This is a genomic window from Cupriavidus sp. HMR-1 (assembly GCF_000319775.1).
GTDB lineage: Bacteria > Pseudomonadota > Gammaproteobacteria > Burkholderiales > Burkholderiaceae > Cupriavidus > Cupriavidus metallidurans.
Map to the genome: position 1 here is coordinate 1 of NZ_ANKP01000255.1, position 17,409 is coordinate 17,409.

The following is a 17,409-nucleotide window of genomic DNA, read 5'->3' on the forward strand; positions in this document are numbered from 1 at the left end:
AGCCGCCGGCCCAGTCGCGCTGGTCGGCACGGGCCACCACGCCGATGGCACGGGCCTTGAGGGTGGCCAGGGTGTCGATCACACGGTCCAGCGCCAGCGCCCCGTCGCCTTCCAGGCGGCGCAGGTCCAGCGCGACGACGTCATCGGAAAAGAAATCGGGGGTTGACTCGAAGCGGGAGAGGAGGTCGTCCCGCACCGCGTCCAGATCGGCGGTATTGAGAGCGAGAAGGAGGGCGTCGACGTTGCCACTGCGCAGCTCGAAGCGTGGCGATTTCTTCTGAGACATAGCCGGGTGACCGTGGAAATGCCACATTCTAACGTCGTATCTCCGGGGAACTGTAACAAATGTCGGACGGCTAGCCCCAGGTGGCCGATGCGGACCACGGGCGCGCCAGCTACATGTCAAAAAGTGGTGATGGCGGGGATGGTTCACACCGAATGCCTCGGCTTGTTACGATTGCACGTCCTCAAGTACGGAGCATCCATGGGAGCCATCGTTAACTGCGCGGCCTATCGCGAAGGCAGAAAGGTCGGAGATGTGGAGTTCGACGGCATTGCCAGAGCGCTGGCCGAGCCCGGCACCTTCGTCTGGCTGGGGCTGCACGAACCAGACCTGCCGCTGCTGCGCAAGGTGCAGCAGGCGTTCGGTCTGCACGACCTGGCCGTGGAGGACGCGCTGGAGCCACATCAGCGCCCCAAGATCGAGGCCTACGGTGACTCGGTGTTCGTGGTGCTGGGTACCGCGCGCCTGGTCGACGACGAAGTGGTGGTGGGTGAGACGCATCTGTATGTCGGCCCGAACTACGTAGTTTCGGTGCGGCATGGCGCCAGTTCCACCTACACGCCGGTGCGCGAACGCTGCGAGGAAGACCCGCGCGGCATGGCGCATGGCACGGGGTTCGTGCTCTATGCGTTGATGGACTACATCGTCGATCACTACCTGCCGATCGTGACCCGGCTCGAAGAAGCCTTCGAGGCGCTGGAGCAGGACATCTTCCACGACGAGTTCGATCGCGCGGCCATCGAGCGTCTCTACAAGGTCAAGCATCAGGTCTTGCGCCTGCGCAACGTGGTCTATCCGGTCGAAGACATCTGCAGCCAGTTGATCCGCCTGCATGAAGACCTTGTGCCAAAGGACCTGCGCGCGTACTTCCGCGATATCCAGGACCACAGCAGCCGCGTTGTGCGCACACTCGACGTGGTACGAGAGATGCTGACGACGGCCGTCCAGGTCAACCTGGCGCTGGTTACCGTGACGCAGAACGAGGTGGTCAAGCGGCTGGCCGGGTGGGGTGCGATTCTGGCGGTGCCTACCGTCGTGTTCTCGCTTTATGGCATGAACTTCAACTTCATGCCGGAACTGAAGTTCCACTACGCGTATCCCGTGGTGATCGGCTTCACGGCGGCCGCGTGCAGCTTTCTCTGGCGCAAGCTGCACCGCGCGGGCTGGATCTGACGGTTTCGTCGCCATGATCTCCCTTCTCCCAAGGGCCGGAGTGGGGGGATCCCCCTCCTGAAGACATCGGCCGAACCGTCTTCCAGCGCCAGCAGTTGCTGGTCTCCTGCATTTTTATATTTCGTTTACACCCCCCTCCCGCCTCTCTACCCCGTTTTTACCCCCCGATCCCTAACCTGCTATCCGTAAATCACTCAGTCAGGTGTTATCGCCTGCACAAGTCATGGACGGGATCTACTTCCTTGTATTGCTGGCCTTCGGCGCGTTGACGGGCGCGCTGCTGGCTCTGTGCGCCGCGCTTGGCGCCAATCCGCCGGCCAGTCGAGGTAACGGCGAAGCCGCCGCTGCCGATTCCAGGCCAGCCGCCGACAACAGGGGGCAGTAATGGAATGGACTGACCTGCTTAGCGCCGGCCTGGCCGCCGCGCTCTTCATTTACCTGCTCATTGCGCTGTTCCGGCCGGAGAAATTCTGATGTCGACACCGCACTTCACTCAATTTCTCGGACTGCTGGTTCTGTTTCTGGCCATCCTGTTCGTGGTGGGCCCATTCCTGGGCCGCTACATGCGCCGTGCCGTCGAGGAGGGCAACTTCAGCCTGACCGCCTGGGGGCGGCCCATCGAGCGCGTGCTGTATCGCGTGGCCGGTGTGCGTGCCGATGCCGAAATGGGCTGGAAGCAATACGCCATCGCGGTGCTCCTCTTCAACGTGATCGGCGTGATCGCCGTCTACGCGCTCCAGCGCGTGCAGGGTTTGCTGCCACTGAATCCGCAGGCGTTTGGCGCGGTCTCGCCCGATTCGTCGTTCAACACCGCCATCAGCTTTGTCACCAATACGAACTGGCAAGGCTACAGCGGCGAGTCGACGATGAGCTACCTGACGCAGATGCTGGCCCTGACGGTCCAGAACTTCGTCTCCGCAGCCACTGGCATTGCCGTGGTCTTCGCTCTGATCCGTGGCTTCGCGCGCCATACCTCGGCCACGATTGGCAACTTCTGGGTCGATATCACGCGCACCACGCTCTACGTGCTGCTGCCGCTGTCGGTGATCACCGCGCTGCTGCTGGTCAGCCAGGGCGTGATCCAGAACTTCGACGGCTACAAGGACGCGAATCTCGTCACGGCGGTCGAGTACACGCAGCCCAAGGTCGATGCGGCGGGCCAGCCCGTGCTCGACCCGCAAGGCAAGCCCGTGACAGAGGCGATGAGGACGACCACGCAAACGCTGGCGATGGGGCCCGTGGCCTCGCAGGAAGCGATCAAGATGCTCGGCACCAATGGTGGCGGCTTCTTCAACGCGAACTCGGCGCATCCGTATGAGAACCCGACGCCGTTGTCCAATTTCATCGAGATGCTGGCGATCTTCCTGATCCCGGCGGCTCTTTGCTTCACGTTTGGCGAGATGGTGCGGGACCGGCGGCAGGGCGTGGCCGTGCTGGCCTCGATGACGGTGATCTTCGTCGTGATGGCCGTGGCGGCGATGGCGTCCGAGCAGCACATCACGGCGGCGCTGTCGTCTCTGCCGATCGACCACGCCGCGTCCGCACTGCAGGCAGGCGGCAACATGGAAGGCAAGGAAGTGCGCTTCGGCATATCGGCCACTTCGCTGTTCGCCACGATCACGACCGCCGCTTCGTGCGGCGCGGTCAACGCCATGCACGACTCGTTCACGGCCATTGGCGGTCTGGTGCCGATGTTGCTGATGCAACTGGGTGAAGTCGTGTTTGGCGGCGTGGGATCGGGCCTCTACGGGATGCTCGTGTACGCCGTGCTGGCCGTGTTTATCGCGGGCCTGATGATTGGACGCACGCCCGAGTACCTCGGCAAGAAGATCGAGGCCTACGAGATGAAGATGACCGCCGTGGCGATCCTGGTCACGCCGCTGCTCGTACTCGTGGGTACCGCCATCGCGGTGATGCTGGAGCCGGGTCGGGCCGGCGTGTTCAATCCGGGCACGCACGGTTTCTCCGAGATCCTGTATGCGCTGTCGTCGGCGTCGAACAACAACGGCAGCGCGTTTGCCGGCCTTTCCGCCAACACACCGTTCTACAACACGCTTCTGGCCGCGGCCATGTGGTTCGGACGTTTCTGGATCATCGTGCCGGTGCTGGCGATGGCCGGTTCGCTGGCTGCCAAGCGCCGTACGCCAGTCACAGCCGGCACCATGCCGACACATGGCCCGCTGTTCATCGTTTTGCTCGTGGGTTCGGTGCTGCTGGTTGGCGCGCTGACCTATGTGCCGGCACTGGCCCTCGGGCCCGTGGCGGAGCAACTGCAGCCCGCGGCGGTGACCGCGGCTGCTAAGTAATCCTGCGGAGAATCGCACATGCAACAACAATCCACCGCGACACGCTCCAGCGCTGCCGGCACGGCGTCGCGCAATCCGGCACCGGGTTCCACGGTGATGACAGGCGGGGGCCTGCCAGGCCATCCGCGTCCTTCGCGCGGCATGATGTCGCCCGAGCTGGTGAAGCCGGCCATCGTCGATGCCTTCCGCAAGCTGAATCCGCGCGATCAGTTGCGCAACCCGGTGATGTTCGTGGTCTACGCCGGCAGCATCCTGACGTCGATCCTGTGCGTGCGTGCCTGGCTGCACCCGACGCCGGGTGGCGAATCGGCCGGCTTCATCCTGGCCGTGACGGTATGGCTCTGGTTCACGGTACTGTTCGCGAACTTCGCCGAAGCCCTGGCTGAAGGTCGCAGCAAGCAGCAGGCCGCCGCGCTGCGCGGACTCAAGACCACCACCATGGCACGCGTGGTGCGCGCCGGCTATCGCGATGCGCGGGAAGCGCGCGCGCAGGGGGCCACCGAGCAGCGTGCGGCCACAGAACTGCGCAAGGGCGACGTCGTGCTCGTCGAGGCCGGCGACATGATCCCGGGCGATGGCGAAGTCATCGAGGGCGTGGCGTCGGTCGATGAAAGCGCTATCACTGGCGAATCGGCGCCGGTGATCCGTGAGTCGGGTGGCGACTTCTCGTCGGTCACTGGTGGCACGCGTGTGCTGTCGGACTGGATCATTGTGCGCATCACGGCCAACCCCGGCGAGAGCTTCATCGACCGCATGATCAGTATGGTCGAAGGCGCGAAGCGCCAGAAGACACCGAACGAACTCGCGCTGACGATTCTGCTGGTGGGTCTCACGCTGGTGCTGTTGCTGGCCACAGCCACGCTGCAGCCGTATTCGCTCTACGCAGTGCTGGTGACCAAGGCCGGCGTGCCGGTCTCGGTGACGGTGCTCGTGGCGCTGCTGGTCTGCCTGATTCCGACCACGATCGGTGGCCTGCTGTCAGCCATCGGCGTCGCCGGCATGAGCCGCATGATGGAAGCGAACGTGATTGCCACGTCGGGCCGCGCGGTGGAAGCGGCGGGCGATGTCGACGTGCTGCTGCTCGACAAGACCGGCACGATCACACATGGCAATCGCCAGGCTTCGCGCTTCATCTGCGCGCCCGGCGTTACCGAGCGTCAGCTCGCCGAGGCCGCATGGCTGTCGTCGCTGGCCGATGAAACGCCGGAAGGCCGCAGCATCGTTGTGCTGGCACGCCAGCAGTCAGACGTGAGCGCGCCGGAGATGGGCGAGCGGGGACTGGCGGCGCCGGTGTTCGTGCCGTTCACCGCGCAGACGCGCATGAGCGGTGTCGACGTGGCCAATGGCCAGATCGTGCGCAGCGTGCGCAAGGGCGCGGCCGATGCGGTACGCCGTTACGTGACCGAGCGCGCGGGCAAGTTCCCCGATGTGGTGATGCAGGCCGTCGATGATGTGGCGCGCGCGGGCAGCACGCCGCTGGTGGTGGCGGAATCCATCGCGCAGGGCACCGAGGAATCGGTGCGAGTGCTCGGTGTGATCGAGCTCAAGGACATCGTCAAGGCCGGCATCCGCGAGCGCTTTGTCGAACTGCGCAAGATGGGCATCCGCACGGTGATGATCACCGGCGACAACCGGTTGACCGCTGCGTCGATCGCGGCCGAGGCCGGTGTCGACGACTTCCTCGCCGAGGCCACGCCAGAGGCAAAGCTGGCGCTGATTCGCGAGTACCAGAGCGAAGGGCGTCTTGTGGCGATGACCGGCGACGGTACCAACGATGCCCCGGCGCTGGCGCAGGCCGATGTGGCCGTGGCGATGAACAGCGGCACGCAGGCCGCGCGCGAGGCCGGCAATATGGTCGACCTGGACAGCAATCCAACCAAGCTGATCGAGATCGTAGAGATCGGCAAGCAGATGCTGATGACGCGCGGGTCGTTGACCACGTTCAGCGTGGCCAACGACGTGGCCAAGTATTTCGCCATCATCCCGGCCGCGTTCGCCACCACCTATCCGCAGCTCAATCTGCTCAACGTGATGGGCCTGTCGACACCGGGCTCGGCCATCATGTCCGCGGTGATCTTCAATGCGCTCATCATCGTCGCGCTGATTCCGCTGGCGTTGCGCGGCGTGGTGTACCGCCCGCTGGGCGCGGCGGTGCTGCTGCGCCGCAATCTGCTGATCTATGGCCTGGGTGGCATCGTGGTGCCGTTCGTCGGGATCAAGCTGATCGACATGTTGCTGACGATGTTCGGCTGGGTCTGAGCATCGCAAGGAGAATCGCAAATGACTACACAAAGCAATACCGTCGCGCAGGTGCCGCGTCAGACTGGGCTGTTGCGCCCGGCGCTGACTGTTTTCATCGTGCTGTCGGTGGTGACCGGCCTGCTCTATCCCGGCGTTGTCACCGGCATTGCGCGCGCGGTGTTTCCGCATCAGGCAGCGGGCTCGCTGATCGTCAAGGATGGCAAGACGGTCGGTTCCGAACTGATCGGCCAGCCGTTCTCGGACCCGAAGTACTTCTGGGGCCGCCTGTCGGCTACGGCGCCGATGCCTTACAACGGCACGGCGTCGGGCGGCTCAAACCTGGGGCCGACCAATCCGGCGCTGACGGACGCCGCGAAAGCGCGCATAGACGCGCTCAGGGAAGCGGATCCGGACAACAAGGCGCCGGTTCCGGTGGATCTGGTGACGGCGTCTGGTAGCGGTCTCGATCCGCATATCAGCCCGGCAGCGGCACAGTACCAGGCCGCTCGCGTGGCGCGGTTGCGCGGCGTGTCATTAGAGAAGGTCGAGGCGCTGATCGCCGCCAATACCAAAGACCCTGGTCTGGCGGTTCTTGGCGAGCCGGTGGTCAATGTGCTTGCGCTGAACCTGGCGCTGGATGGGCTGAAATAGATCTGGTGGCCGTTGATACCTGGTTTGCCCTCCGTCTTCCCCTCGCCCTTGCCCTGCCCGCGCAGGCGGGAGCGGGGGGAACGTCGAAGGCCTGTGAAACGCTGATGGTTTGCCCCGCCCTCCCGTGTGTGGAGTTGGGGACAGACGCATGTACGCATGGCAATCGCCTGCGTGGCACAATCATCGCCACCAACCGCCGTTGCCGATGACCGATCCAGACGCCCGCCCGGACCCCGACGCCCTGCTGCAACGCATGCAGGCGGAGCGCGCGCGTGCCGCTCGCGGCAAACTGCGCGTGTACTTCGGCGCGTCGGCCGGCGTTGGCAAGACCTTTGCCATGCTGGGCGCCGCGCGCGCGTTGCGCGAACAGGGCGTGGACGTGGTGGTCGGCGTGGTCGAGACACATGGCCGCGCCGAGACCGAGGCTCTGCTTGATGGACTCGAGCGCCTGCCGCTGCGCGAGGTTCCGTATCGGGACCGCGTTCTGGCGGAGTTCGATCTCGACGGCGCGCTGGCCCGACGCCCCGCGCTGATTCTGGTCGATGAACTCGCGCATTCGAACGCCGCGGGCAGCCGGCACCCGAAACGCTGGCAGGACATCCAGGAACTGCAGGCCACAGGCATCGACGTCTGGACCACGGTCAATGTGCAGCACCTGGACAGCCTCAATCAGGCCGTGGGTGGCATCACCGGTGTGCGCGTCTGGGAGACCGTGCCCGATGCGGTGTTCGACGGCGCCGACGAAGTGGTACTGGTGGACCTGCCCGCCGATGAGCTGCTGCGCCGGTTGCGCGAGGGCAAGGTCTACCTGCCCGATCAGGCGCGCCACGCCGCACGCAATTTCTTCCGCAAAGGCAACCTGATCGCGCTGCGCGAACTCGCGTTGCGGCGGACCGCCGATCGTGTCGACGACGATGTGCGTGCATATCGACATGCAGAATCGATCGATCTGGTCTGGCGCACGCGCGAAGCCCTCGTGGCGTGCATCGGCACCGGCGACGATGCCGAGCAGGTGGTGCGCAGCGCGCAGCGTCTGGCGGGCCAGCTCGATTGCGACTGGCATGTGGTGACAATCGCCACGCCCCAGTTGATGCCGCCATCCAACGAGGTCCGCGCGCGCATGCGCGCCGCCATGCAATTGGCAGAGGAACTGGGGGCCCGTACGGAGACGCTCGCCGGCAACGACATGGTCAAGGCGGTGGCAGGCTACGTGCGACGCCACAACCTGACCAAGGTGCTGCTTGGCCGCGCCCCTGCCGACTGGTATGCGCGAGGAAACTGGATCGACAAGGGGCGTGCCTTGCTGGCCCGCGCGCTGTCGCCGATGCTTGGTGTCGGCAACCGGCTGTTCGGCCGGCAGATGTTCGCCGATGCGCTGGCGGCGGGTTGCCCGGAGATCGACGTGATCCGCGTGGCGGCCGACTCCACACGGGCGGACCTGCGTCCGCGAGCGCAGGAAGGGCTATCCACCGCGGCGCACGATGCGGAGGCTGAAGCCGAGCTTGCCCGCGTGCGCCGTCTTAACTATGGCTGGGCCGTGGTCTGGTGCATGGCGGCGACGTTCCTGTCGACGCTGACCAGACCCTGGTTCGACCTGGTCAATATCGCGATGCTGTTCCTGGTTGCCGTGGTAGGCGTGGCGTTGCGTCATGGCCGGGGACCGGCGGCATTGGCATCGGTGATTTCGGTGGCGGCGTTCGACTTCTTCTTCGTGCCGCCCAGAATGTCGTTCGCCGTCAGCGACGTGCAGTACCTGCTGACGTTCTTCGTGCTGCTGGCGGTTGGTCTGGTGATCGGCCAGCTTACGGCGGGACTGCGCGAGCAGGCTCAGGTGTCCGTGCGGCGTGAAACCGATGCGCGCACGCTCTATGAGCTGGCGCGCGAGCTGTCCGCTGCGCTGACGGCGCAGCAGATTGTCGAGATCGGTGGTCGCTTCCTGCGTGCCGCCTTTGACGCGGACGGCACGTTCTTCCTCGTCGCAGAGAACGGACGGCTCATGCCGATGGCCGGCGGAGAAAAGACACCGGAGCCGCGGACAGGCAAAGGCGATGCCATCGACAAGGTGTTGGCGCAATGGGTGTTCGATCACGGTCAGCCCGCGGGTACGGGGACGCACACGCTACCCGGCAGCACGGTGCTGTATCTGCCGCTGAAGGCGCCGATGCAGACGCGCGGCGTGCTGGCCGTGGAGCCGCGCGCGTGGCGGGCGCTGGCGGACCCGGCATTGCGTCGTCAGGCCGATGTCTTTGCCACGCTGATCGCGATCGCGATCGAGCGTATCCATTACGTCGACGTGGCGCAGCGCGCGCTGGTGTCGATCGAGTCGGAACGGCTGCGCAGTTCGCTGCTGGCCGCGGTGTCGCATGATCTGCGCACGCCGCTGACCGGGCTGATCGGCATGGCCGAAACGCTGCAGCGTGCAGAGACGCCGCTGCCGGCCAGCGTCGCGGAGACGGTCGAGGCAATGCGCGTTCAGGCGCAACGGATGCGCACGATGGTCGTCAACCTGCTCGACATGGCGCGCCTGCAGCATCACGACCTGGCGCTCAAGCGCGGCTGGCAATCGCTTGAGGAACTGATTGGCGCGGCGCTGGCGTCGATGCGGGACGTGCTCGGTCGGCACCATGTGGAGGTGATGAATCTCGCGGAGTTGCCGCTGGTGGAGTGCGACGATGTGCTGATGGAGCGTGTGCTGTGCAACCTGCTGGAGAACGCGGCGAAGTACACGCCGGCAGGCACCGCCATCCGCATCCGCGGCGCGGTGGTGGGCGACGAGGTGCAACTGTCCGTGGAAGACGAAGGTCCGGGCGTGCAGTCGGGCCAGGAGCGCTACATTTTCGAGAAATTCACGCGTGGCGAGCGCGAATCGGCCACCTCGGGCGTCGGGCTCGGCCTGGCTGTCTGCGAGGCGATCATGCAGGCCCATGGCGGTCGCATCTGGGTGGAGGCCGCCCACCCACGTGGTTCGCGATTCACGCTGGCGCTGCCGCGCGGCAATCCACCGGCTATCGAGCCAGAGTCGCTGGACGAACCCATTCCGGATCATCACTGACATGCCTTTCGATTATTCGCCGACCGTGTTGCTGGTCGAGGACGAACCCCACATCCGTCGCTTCGTGCGTGAATCGCTGCAGTCCGAGGGCTGCACGGTGCACGAGGCCGATACGCTCAAGCGCGGCCTGATCGACGCCGGCACGCGCCAGCCGGATGTGGTGATCCTGGACCTCGGCCTGCCTGATGGCGATGGCATGACACTGATCCGCGAGATGCGCACCTGGACCGAGGTGCCTGTGCTGGTGCTATCGGCACGCACCGGCGAAGCCGACAAGATCGCCGCGCTCGATGCGGGCGCGGACGACTACCTGACCAAGCCGTTCGGCGTCGGTGAACTGGTGGCGCGCGTGCGCGTGCTGCTGCGCCGGCACGCCAAGGCGAATCCCCAGGGCACGCCCCAGATCACGTTCGGCGACGTGCGCGTGGACCTGGCCAACCGGCTCGTCATGCGCGGCGACGATCAGGTGCATCTGACGCCGATCGAGTACCGCCTGCTGGCCGTGCTGATCGCCCATCGTGGCAAGGTCATGACGCACCGGGAACTGCTGCGCGAGGTCTGGGGCCCCTCGCACTCGGAGAGCAGCCACTACCTGCGGGTCTATATGGGCCACCTGCGCCACAAGCTCGAGGTCGATCCGGCCCAGCCCGCGCATCTGCTGACAGAGGTGGGCGTTGGATATCGGTTCGCCGGCTGAGCCGTATTATAAGTACGACGAATAATAACGAAGAATAAGTTGAGTTGATAATTTGTCATCGACATATAAATTCCCACGGATCGCCCACTACACTGAATCAAACACCCCCAGACGCGCCTAGCCGGATCGGAGCCAGCCATGTCGCAACTTGCCGCCCCAACGATCCGCCAGTCCGTCGCTGCACTGGCGTTGGCCTGCGCCCTGTCCGGATTGAGTGCTTACGCAGCAACCGAGCGACCGCAACCGGCACAGGAACAGACCCAGGCGGCGGTGGCTGCCTACCAGGCTGGCAATTTCGATGTGGCGATCCAGGGCTTTGCCGCGGCCGCGCAGAAAGGCAACCGGCTGGCCCAGTTCGACTACGCGATGATGTTGCTGCGTGGCGAAGGCACGCCGGCGAAGCCGCAGGAGGCGCTGGTCTGGCTGCGCCGCGCGGCAGACAACCAGATGACCCACGCGCAGTTCACATTCGGCGATCTGTACGAACGCGGTGACGTGGTGCCGAAATCGCTGCCCGAGGCCAACCGCTGGTATGAACTCGCGGCGCAGGGGGGGCATGTGCAGGCGCAGGTGGCGCTCGCCACCAATTACTTCACCGGTCGGGGCGTGCCCCTCGACTACGGTCGCGCGTTCCACTGGTACAGCAAGGCAGCCGCAGCCGGCGACGAAGGCGCGCAGTACATCGTTGCCAGCTACTACGAGCGCGGGTATCCGGGCGTGGTGGATCGCGATATCGAACAGGCCAAGCTCTGGTACGCCCGCGCTGCCGCGCATGGCGATCCGGGCGCGCTGGCCAAGCTGCGTTCGCTGCAGGACGAGGGCGCGCAGCCCGCGAAGGGCCCGATGTGAGCGATATGCGTGATATGCCCGGCGTGAGCGACGTGGGCGCCGATCCTGTCATACTCGCTGCGCATTGCGCCGATGCATCCCGGAGACCGTAGCCCTTGCCCTCGCAGTCGTCACTGCCTCTTGAAGGACCCGATGCGCCTGCCCTGATGGCTGGGCGACTGGCGTTGCCCGTGCCGGACGGCCACCTCGACGAGTTGCGCTTGCCCGATGGCGCGTTGCGCGAATGCTGGGCCCGCTTCTTCTCGGTACTCGGCGATCCACCGCCAGACGCACTCAATGCCCACGCGACCGCCGTGGCGCGGCAGATTCGCCAGAACGGCGTCACGTACAACATCCGTGCCGACCAGGGCGATGGCGCGCGCGCGTGGCAACTCGAAGTGTTTCCGCTTCTGGTGCCGGAGCAGGACTGGGCCACTATCGAAGCGGGCGTGGCGCAGCGCGCGACGTTGGCCAACGCGATCATGGCCGACATCTACGGCCCACAGCTGCTGCTCAAGCGCGGCCTGCTGCCACCGGGGCTCGTCTATGGGCATCCCGGCTACATGCGGCCGCTAAAGGGCTACCGGCCGCCGGGTGGCAGCTACCTGCAGACCGTGGCGGTGGATCTCGTCCATACCGCGAATGGCTGGACCGTGATTGCGCACCGGACGGAGACACCGTCTGGCATGGGCTATGCGCTCGAAAATCGCCTGATCGTCTCGGGCCAGTTCGCCGAGGCGTTCCGCGAGATGCGTGTGCGGCGGCTCCCGCAGGCGTTCGCCCAGCTGATCTCCACACTCGCGCTGGCGCCGCTGACGCCGTTGACGCCGCTGACGGGCGAGCCCGGCAGCCCCAGACCCTTGCAGGCGGGGCGGCAGATCGTGCTGCTATCGCCGGGGCCATACAACGAGACGTTCTTCGAGCACACGTTCCTGGCGCGCTATCTCGGCATCACGCTGGTCGAAGGCAAGGACCTGACCGTGCGCAATGACGTGGTCTATCTGAAGACGTTTGGCGGTCTGGAGCGCGTGGACGTGATCCTGCGTCGCCTCGACGATGTGTTCTGCGACCCCCTCGAACTGCGTGGCGACTCGATGATCGGCGTGCCGGGCCTGCTCGAAGCGATGCGTGCGGGCAATGTGATGGTGTCGAACGTGCCGGGCTCCGGCTTTCTCGAGTCGCCCGCGATCCACGGTTTCCTGCCCGGCGTGGCGCAGGCGTTGCTCGGCGAACCGCTGGTCCTGCCGGCGGTGTCGAGCTGGTGGTGCGGCGAGGCGCCGGCGTGGCACGAGGCACTGGGTCTGCTCGACGAAGCGTTCGTGATGCCCACCTATCCGCGCACGCCTGCAGACGCGCCGCTTGGCATGGAGCAGGGGTTGCAGAAACTGGCGGACTGGCGCGCGCGCATCGACGCGTCGCCCGATCGCTATACCGTGCAGGCGCCGCTGCCGCTCTCGCATATGCCGTGCTGGGAACCCGACGGCCATGGCGGCGGCCGCATTGGCTCGCGCCCGGCCATGCTGCGGGTTTATGCGATTGCCGATGGCAATGGCGGCTGGCAGGTGATGCCGGGCGGATTCACGCGTCTGGCCCCGCCGCATCGCGAGGCGGTATCGATGCAGATCGGCGGCACCAGTGCCGACACGTGGGTGCTGTCGAGCCAGCCGACGCACGCGGTGCCGCTGACCTCGGCGCGCGCCGGGTTGGCGGCGATGAGCGCAACGACAGGATCGGCGCTTGCCCGGCAGCTGACGGTGTCGAGCCGCGCGGCCGAGAACCTGTACTGGGCGGGCCGCTACGCCGAGCGCGCAGAGAACCTTGTACGTCTGTGCCGGCAGATCCTCGGTTCGATCGAATCGAACGACGAAACCGACGACGGCACGCTGACGATGATCGGTGACCTGGCAACATGGTTCGGGCTGGTGCCGCCGCAGACGCCATCGCCGCGAGCATCGTTGCGAGCGTTCGAATATGCCCTCGTTTCCGCGCTGGCCAACCCCGACGCGGATTCAGGGCTGGGCCCGACGCTCGCCAGCCATGCCGGCGCGGCCAACGAGATCCGCAACCGGCTCTCGAACGATCACTGGCGCACGATATTGGCCGCGCGTAATGACTTTAGCGATGCGATGCGGGCAGCCTGCCCGGATGGTCCATCGGCGGGGGAGGGCGCTTACGATCGCTCGAAGGTGCTGGCAGCGCTCGAGCACCTGTCGATGCAGCTTGGCGCGATAAGCGGCGCACAGGGCGACCGCATGGCGCGCGACGTGGCGTGGCGGCTGGTATTCATCGGCCGCCATATTGAACGGCTCGGCACGCTGGCGCTGTTCCTGGAAGTGGCCGAGCGGAGCGGCGCGTTGTACTCGCGCAGTGGTGTGGACCTGCTGCTGCATCTGTTCGACAGCACGTTGTCGTTCCGATCGCTGTTTCCCGGCCGCGCCGATGTACCTGCGCTGGTCGATCTGCTCGTGCTCGATCCGACCAATCCGCGCGGCATCTATGGTGTGCTGGATCGCTTGCGCGCCAAGCTCGTGCAACTGCCCACCGGCGCCACGGGGCAGACGCGTGTGCCGCTGGCGGAGATGCTGCCGCCAGCCAGCGCGCTGCCTTCGCGCACGCTGCTGTGCGCGAGCAACCGGCAGGGGCGTCAGACCACGCTCGGGGCGCTGTGCGATCAGCTTGGTGCGCGCATGGCAAAGTTGTCCGAAGAGATCGGCGGCCGCTACTTCAGTCACGCCGGCGTGACAATCGAAACCGAACTGCCATGAGCGACATCGGCACGACCACGCTCAGCGTGCACCACACCACCACCTACCATTACGCATGGCCGGTCGAGCTTGCGCAGCAGCGTGCCGTGGTGACGCCGCCATCCTGCGCGTGGCAGACCGTCGGGGCCCATTCGATCGAGGTGGACCCCTCCCCGTCCCACCAGCACATGCGTACCGACGGGTTCGGCAACAACGTGCTGCATTTCATGCTCGACGTGCCGCACGAGACGATGTGGCTGACAGCTAACAGCATCGTCACACTGAAGCCGCGCTGGCAGACGCTCGATATCGCCCGCAGTCCGCGCTGGGAAGACGCCGCGAAGCGGCTACGCTATCGCGCAGGCCAGCCCTTTCATCCCGAGACGGAGTTTGTGTATGCGTCGCCCAACGTCGCATTGCATGACAGCCTGCGCGACTACGCGCTCCGGAGCTTCGGGCCCGGCGTGACGGTTGCGGCTGGCGCCATCGATCTGATGCATCGCATTCACGCCGACTTCGACTATCACAGCGAGATCACGGAGGTGCATACGCCGGCGCTGGAAGCGTTCGCGCTGCGCAGCGGCGTCTGCCAGGACTTCGCACAGGTGATGATCGGCTGCCTGCGCTCGATCGGCCTGCCGGCCCGCTACGTCAGCGGTTACCTGTGCACCGATCCGCCGCCAGGCGAGCCGAGGTTGCTGGGCGCCGATGCCTCACATGCATGGGCCGGCGTCTGGTGCCCGGAGAATGGCTGGATCGATCTCGATCCCACCAATGCAATGCTGGCCGACACGCGACACGTGACGCTGGCCATCGCACGCGACTATAGCGATGTGCCGCTGCTGCATGGGGTGATCGTAGGGGGCGGGGAGCATACGGTGGGGGTGGAGGTCAGCGTGGTGCCGGTGATATCGGCATAGCGAACGCCAGGCGCAAAAAAAGCCGGCCACGCTTGATGCATGACCGGCTTCTTCACTTCCAGGGTGCCGATATCAGCCCAGCTTCTTCTTCAGCAGTTCATTGACCTGCGCCGGGTTAGCCTTGCCCTTGGTGGCCTTCATGGCCTGGCCGACCAGTGCGTTGAACGCCTTCTCCTTGCCGGCGCGGAATTCCTCGACTGACTTGGCGTTGGCGGCCAGCACGTCGTCGATGATCTTTTCCAGCTCGCCCGTGTCGGACATCTGCTTCAGGCCCTTGGCCGCGATGATCGCGTCGGCGTCGCCGTCGGACTCGCCAGCCCACATCGCCGGGAACACGTCCTTCTTGGCGGTGTTGTTCGACACCGTGCCGTCCGCAATGCGTGCCAGCAGCTTGGCCAGTTGCGCCGGGCGCACGGGCGCTTCGTCGATCGAGATGCCTTCGCGGTTCAGTTGCGATGCGATCTCGCCCATCACCCAGTTCGCCGCCGGCTTGGCGCTGGCCGCGCCAACGTTGGTCACGACGGCCTCGTAGTACGCCGCCAGCGACTTCGTTGCCGTGATGGTGCTTGCGTCGTACGCCGACAGGCCGTACTGCGACACGAAGCGTGCCTGCATCGTGGCCGGCAACTCGGGCAGTTCGCTCTTCACGCGCTCGACCCACGCCGCGTCGATCTCCAGCGGCATCAGGTCCGGATCGGGGAAGTAGCGGTAGTCGTGCGCGTCTTCCTTGGTACGCATCGCGCGCGTCTCGCCAGTGTCCGGGTCGAACAGCACGGTGGCCTGCACGATCTCGCGGCCATCCTCGATCTCGGCGATCTGCCACTGCACCTCGTAGTCGATGGCCTGTTGCAGGAAGCGGAACGAGTTCAGGTTCTTGATCTCGCGGCGTGTGCCGAATTTTTCCTGGCCCACCGGACGCACGGACACATTGGCGTCGCAGCGGAAGCTACCTTCCTGCATGTTGCCGTCGCAGATGCCAAGCCACACCACCAGCGAATGCAGGGCCTTGGCATAGGCCACGGCCTCGGCCGAGCTGCGCATGTCGGGCTCGGTCACGATTTCCAGCAGCGGCGTGCCCGCGCGGTTCAGGTCGATGCCGGTCATGCCAGCGAAGTCCTCGTGCAGCGACTTGCCGGCGTCTTCCTCGAGGTGGGCGCGCGTCAGGTTGACGGTCTTTTCATACACGCCTTGCTTGCCTTCCACCTGAATCGTGATCTGGCCGCCTTGCACGACGGGGATCTCGTACTGGCTGATCTGGTAGCCCTTCGGCAGGTCAGGGTAGAAGTAGTTCTTGCGCGCGAAGATGCTGCGTGGCGCAATCGTCGCGCCAATCGACAGGCCGAACTGGATGGCGCGCTCCACGGCGCCGCGGTTCAGCACGGGCAGCACGCCCGGCAACGCCAGGTCTACGGGCGAGGCCTGCGTATTGGGCTCGGCTCCGAACGCGGTGGAGGTGCCGGAGAAAATCTTGGAGGCCGTGGAGAGCTGCGTGTGCGTCTCCAGGCCGATCACCACTTCCCATTGCATGGCGGTTGTTCCTTCGTAAGCCTGATTTGAGTCTTTCTGTATCTGTGTTCGGTGCTCGTCGAGCCAGGTCCCGGTGATATCAGGGATCCGGGCTCGCAAGCCATGAATCGAGCTGTCCCAGCGCGGCCACGCGGGCCACGGCATCGCCGCCCACCGTGACGCCGCCGTTGCGCCGCGCCGCGATCACATCGCGCCGCACATGCAGTTCGCTCGTGCCGTCGAAGCCATGGTACGCGCCCGGATAGATCTCCAGCCGGAAGCGCGCGCCCGGCTGCCGCGACTGCACGGCGTTCTGCAGCATCGCGCAGCGCGTGGCGGGCGTCCAGTCGTCCGCGCCGCCGATCAGCAGCAGCAGCGGCGAGCGCAGCCGGAAGTTGTGCTGTTGCACCGCGCGCTTGCATCCCGGATAGAACGCCACCGCACGGTCCACCGTGGGCGTGCCGCCGGGCCAGGGCCGGCTGGCGTCGATTGTGGCCAGCACGGCTTGCGCCCCGTTGGACCAGCCCAGCAGCACGATGCGGCGGGCATCGATGCCAGGTTGCCGGGCTACCCATCGCATTGCGGCCAGCGCGTCGCCCCGGCGCGTCCGGTCGTCGATCGCGCGCGATTCGAGGGCGTCGCCGCAGGTGCCCTGGGCCCTGCCGCGCACGCTGTAGCTGTCCGGCATCAGCACCGCATAGCCACGCTCGGCAAGCCAGTGCGCGTACTCGCGGTAGCGGCTCTGCAACGCGCCGGCCGGATCGATGACTTCCTCGATCGTGCCCGCGCGCTTCGCGGCCACGCGCATGTCGACCAGACCATTGCAACCGTGCAGTGCTACCACCACGGGCAGTGGCTGCGAACGGGGCAGGCCGCCTTCGCGGGGTGTGAACCAGTATCCGGTCAGTTCCGGCGAGCCGCCATCGCCGGGAATGCGCACCCGCTGGGCCGCCGGTTCCAGGGCCGCCGTAGCCGGTGTCACGGGGGCGCTGGCGGAAGCGGTCGGCG

General features: G+C 66.0%; 13 protein-coding genes and 1 pseudogene. 11 read left to right on the forward strand and 3 right to left on the reverse strand.

Annotated elements, in window-relative coordinates:
* A pseudogene (locus D769_RS28040) lies at positions 1 to 286 on the reverse strand (septum site-determining protein MinC); the annotation flags it as partial.
* Positions 287 to 484: 198 nt separating this feature from the next.
* Between D769_RS28040 and D769_RS28045 the strand changes: the two are divergent.
* The 11 genes from D769_RS28045 (at position 485) to D769_RS28090 (ending at position 14,895) form a co-directional block, all read left to right on the forward strand.
* Positions 485 to 1,456, forward strand: a complete 972-nt coding sequence (locus D769_RS28045) for a magnesium and cobalt transport protein CorA (protein ID WP_008651792.1) — start codon at positions 485 to 487, stop codon at positions 1,454 to 1,456.
* Positions 1,457 to 1,679: 223 nt separating this feature from the next.
* Positions 1,680 to 1,841, forward strand: coding sequence for a hypothetical protein (locus tag D769_RS32470; protein WP_008651794.1), 162 nt, complete (start codon positions 1,680 to 1,682; stop codon positions 1,839 to 1,841).
* Complete coding sequence (kdpF, locus tag D769_RS28050; protein ID WP_008651796.1) at positions 1,841 to 1,930, forward strand: K(+)-transporting ATPase subunit F; 90 nt, start codon at positions 1,841 to 1,843, stop codon at positions 1,928 to 1,930. Before D769_RS32470 ends, kdpF begins: the two co-directional genes overlap by 1 nt.
* The gene (gene kdpA / locus D769_RS28055; RefSeq protein WP_008651797.1) at positions 1,930 to 3,762 is read left to right on the forward strand and encodes a potassium-transporting ATPase subunit KdpA; all 1,833 of its coding nucleotides are present in this window, start codon (positions 1,930 to 1,932) and stop codon (positions 3,760 to 3,762) included. The genes kdpF and kdpA overlap by 1 nt, the downstream gene beginning before the upstream one ends.
* An 18-nt stretch (positions 3,763 to 3,780) precedes the next feature.
* Positions 3,781 to 6,021 carry a potassium-transporting ATPase subunit KdpB gene (kdpB, locus tag D769_RS28060; protein WP_040011313.1) on the forward strand — a complete coding sequence of 747 codons (2,241 nt, stop codon included), beginning with the start codon at positions 3,781 to 3,783 and terminating at the stop codon, positions 6,019 to 6,021.
* A 21-nt stretch (positions 6,022 to 6,042) separates the two neighbouring features.
* Positions 6,043 to 6,654 carry a potassium-transporting ATPase subunit KdpC gene (kdpC, locus tag D769_RS28065; protein ID WP_008651799.1) on the forward strand — a complete coding sequence of 204 codons (612 nt, stop codon included), beginning with the start codon at positions 6,043 to 6,045 and terminating at the stop codon, positions 6,652 to 6,654.
* A gap of 205 nt (positions 6,655 to 6,859) precedes the next feature.
* A complete protein-coding gene (locus tag D769_RS28070; protein ID WP_193750072.1) occupies positions 6,860 to 9,706 on the forward strand; it encodes a sensor histidine kinase KdpD in 2,847 nt (948 codons plus the stop codon).
* 1 nt (position 9,707) lies between these two features.
* Positions 9,708 to 10,403, forward strand: coding sequence for a two-component system response regulator KdpE (gene kdpE / locus D769_RS28075; RefSeq protein WP_035881219.1), 696 nt, complete (start codon positions 9,708 to 9,710; stop codon positions 10,401 to 10,403).
* 138 nt (positions 10,404 to 10,541) lie between these two features.
* Positions 10,542 to 11,252 carry a tetratricopeptide repeat protein gene (locus D769_RS28080; protein ID WP_008651802.1) on the forward strand — a complete coding sequence of 237 codons (711 nt, stop codon included), beginning with the start codon at positions 10,542 to 10,544 and terminating at the stop codon, positions 11,250 to 11,252.
* Between the two features lie 95 nt (positions 11,253 to 11,347).
* Positions 11,348 to 13,996: a circularly permuted type 2 ATP-grasp protein gene (locus D769_RS28085; RefSeq protein WP_008651803.1), complete on the forward strand. Its 2,649-nt coding sequence runs from the start codon at positions 11,348 to 11,350 to the stop codon at positions 13,994 to 13,996.
* Positions 13,993 to 14,895, forward strand: a complete 903-nt coding sequence (locus D769_RS28090) for a transglutaminase family protein (RefSeq protein ID WP_008651804.1) — start codon at positions 13,993 to 13,995, stop codon at positions 14,893 to 14,895. The genes D769_RS28085 and D769_RS28090 overlap by 4 nt, the downstream gene beginning before the upstream one ends.
* A 72-nt stretch (positions 14,896 to 14,967) precedes the next feature.
* Here the strand turns inward: D769_RS28090 and gatB are convergent, their stop codons facing one another.
* Positions 14,968 to 16,566, reverse strand: a complete 1,599-nt coding sequence (gene gatB / locus D769_RS28095) for an Asp-tRNA(Asn)/Glu-tRNA(Gln) amidotransferase subunit GatB (RefSeq protein WP_277423014.1) — start codon at positions 16,564 to 16,566, stop codon at positions 14,968 to 14,970.
* The coding region (locus D769_RS28100; protein ID WP_008651807.1) for a dienelactone hydrolase family protein at positions 16,502 to 17,409 on the reverse strand (908 nt) is incomplete at its 5' end. The genes D769_RS28100 and gatB, both read right to left, overlap by 65 nt.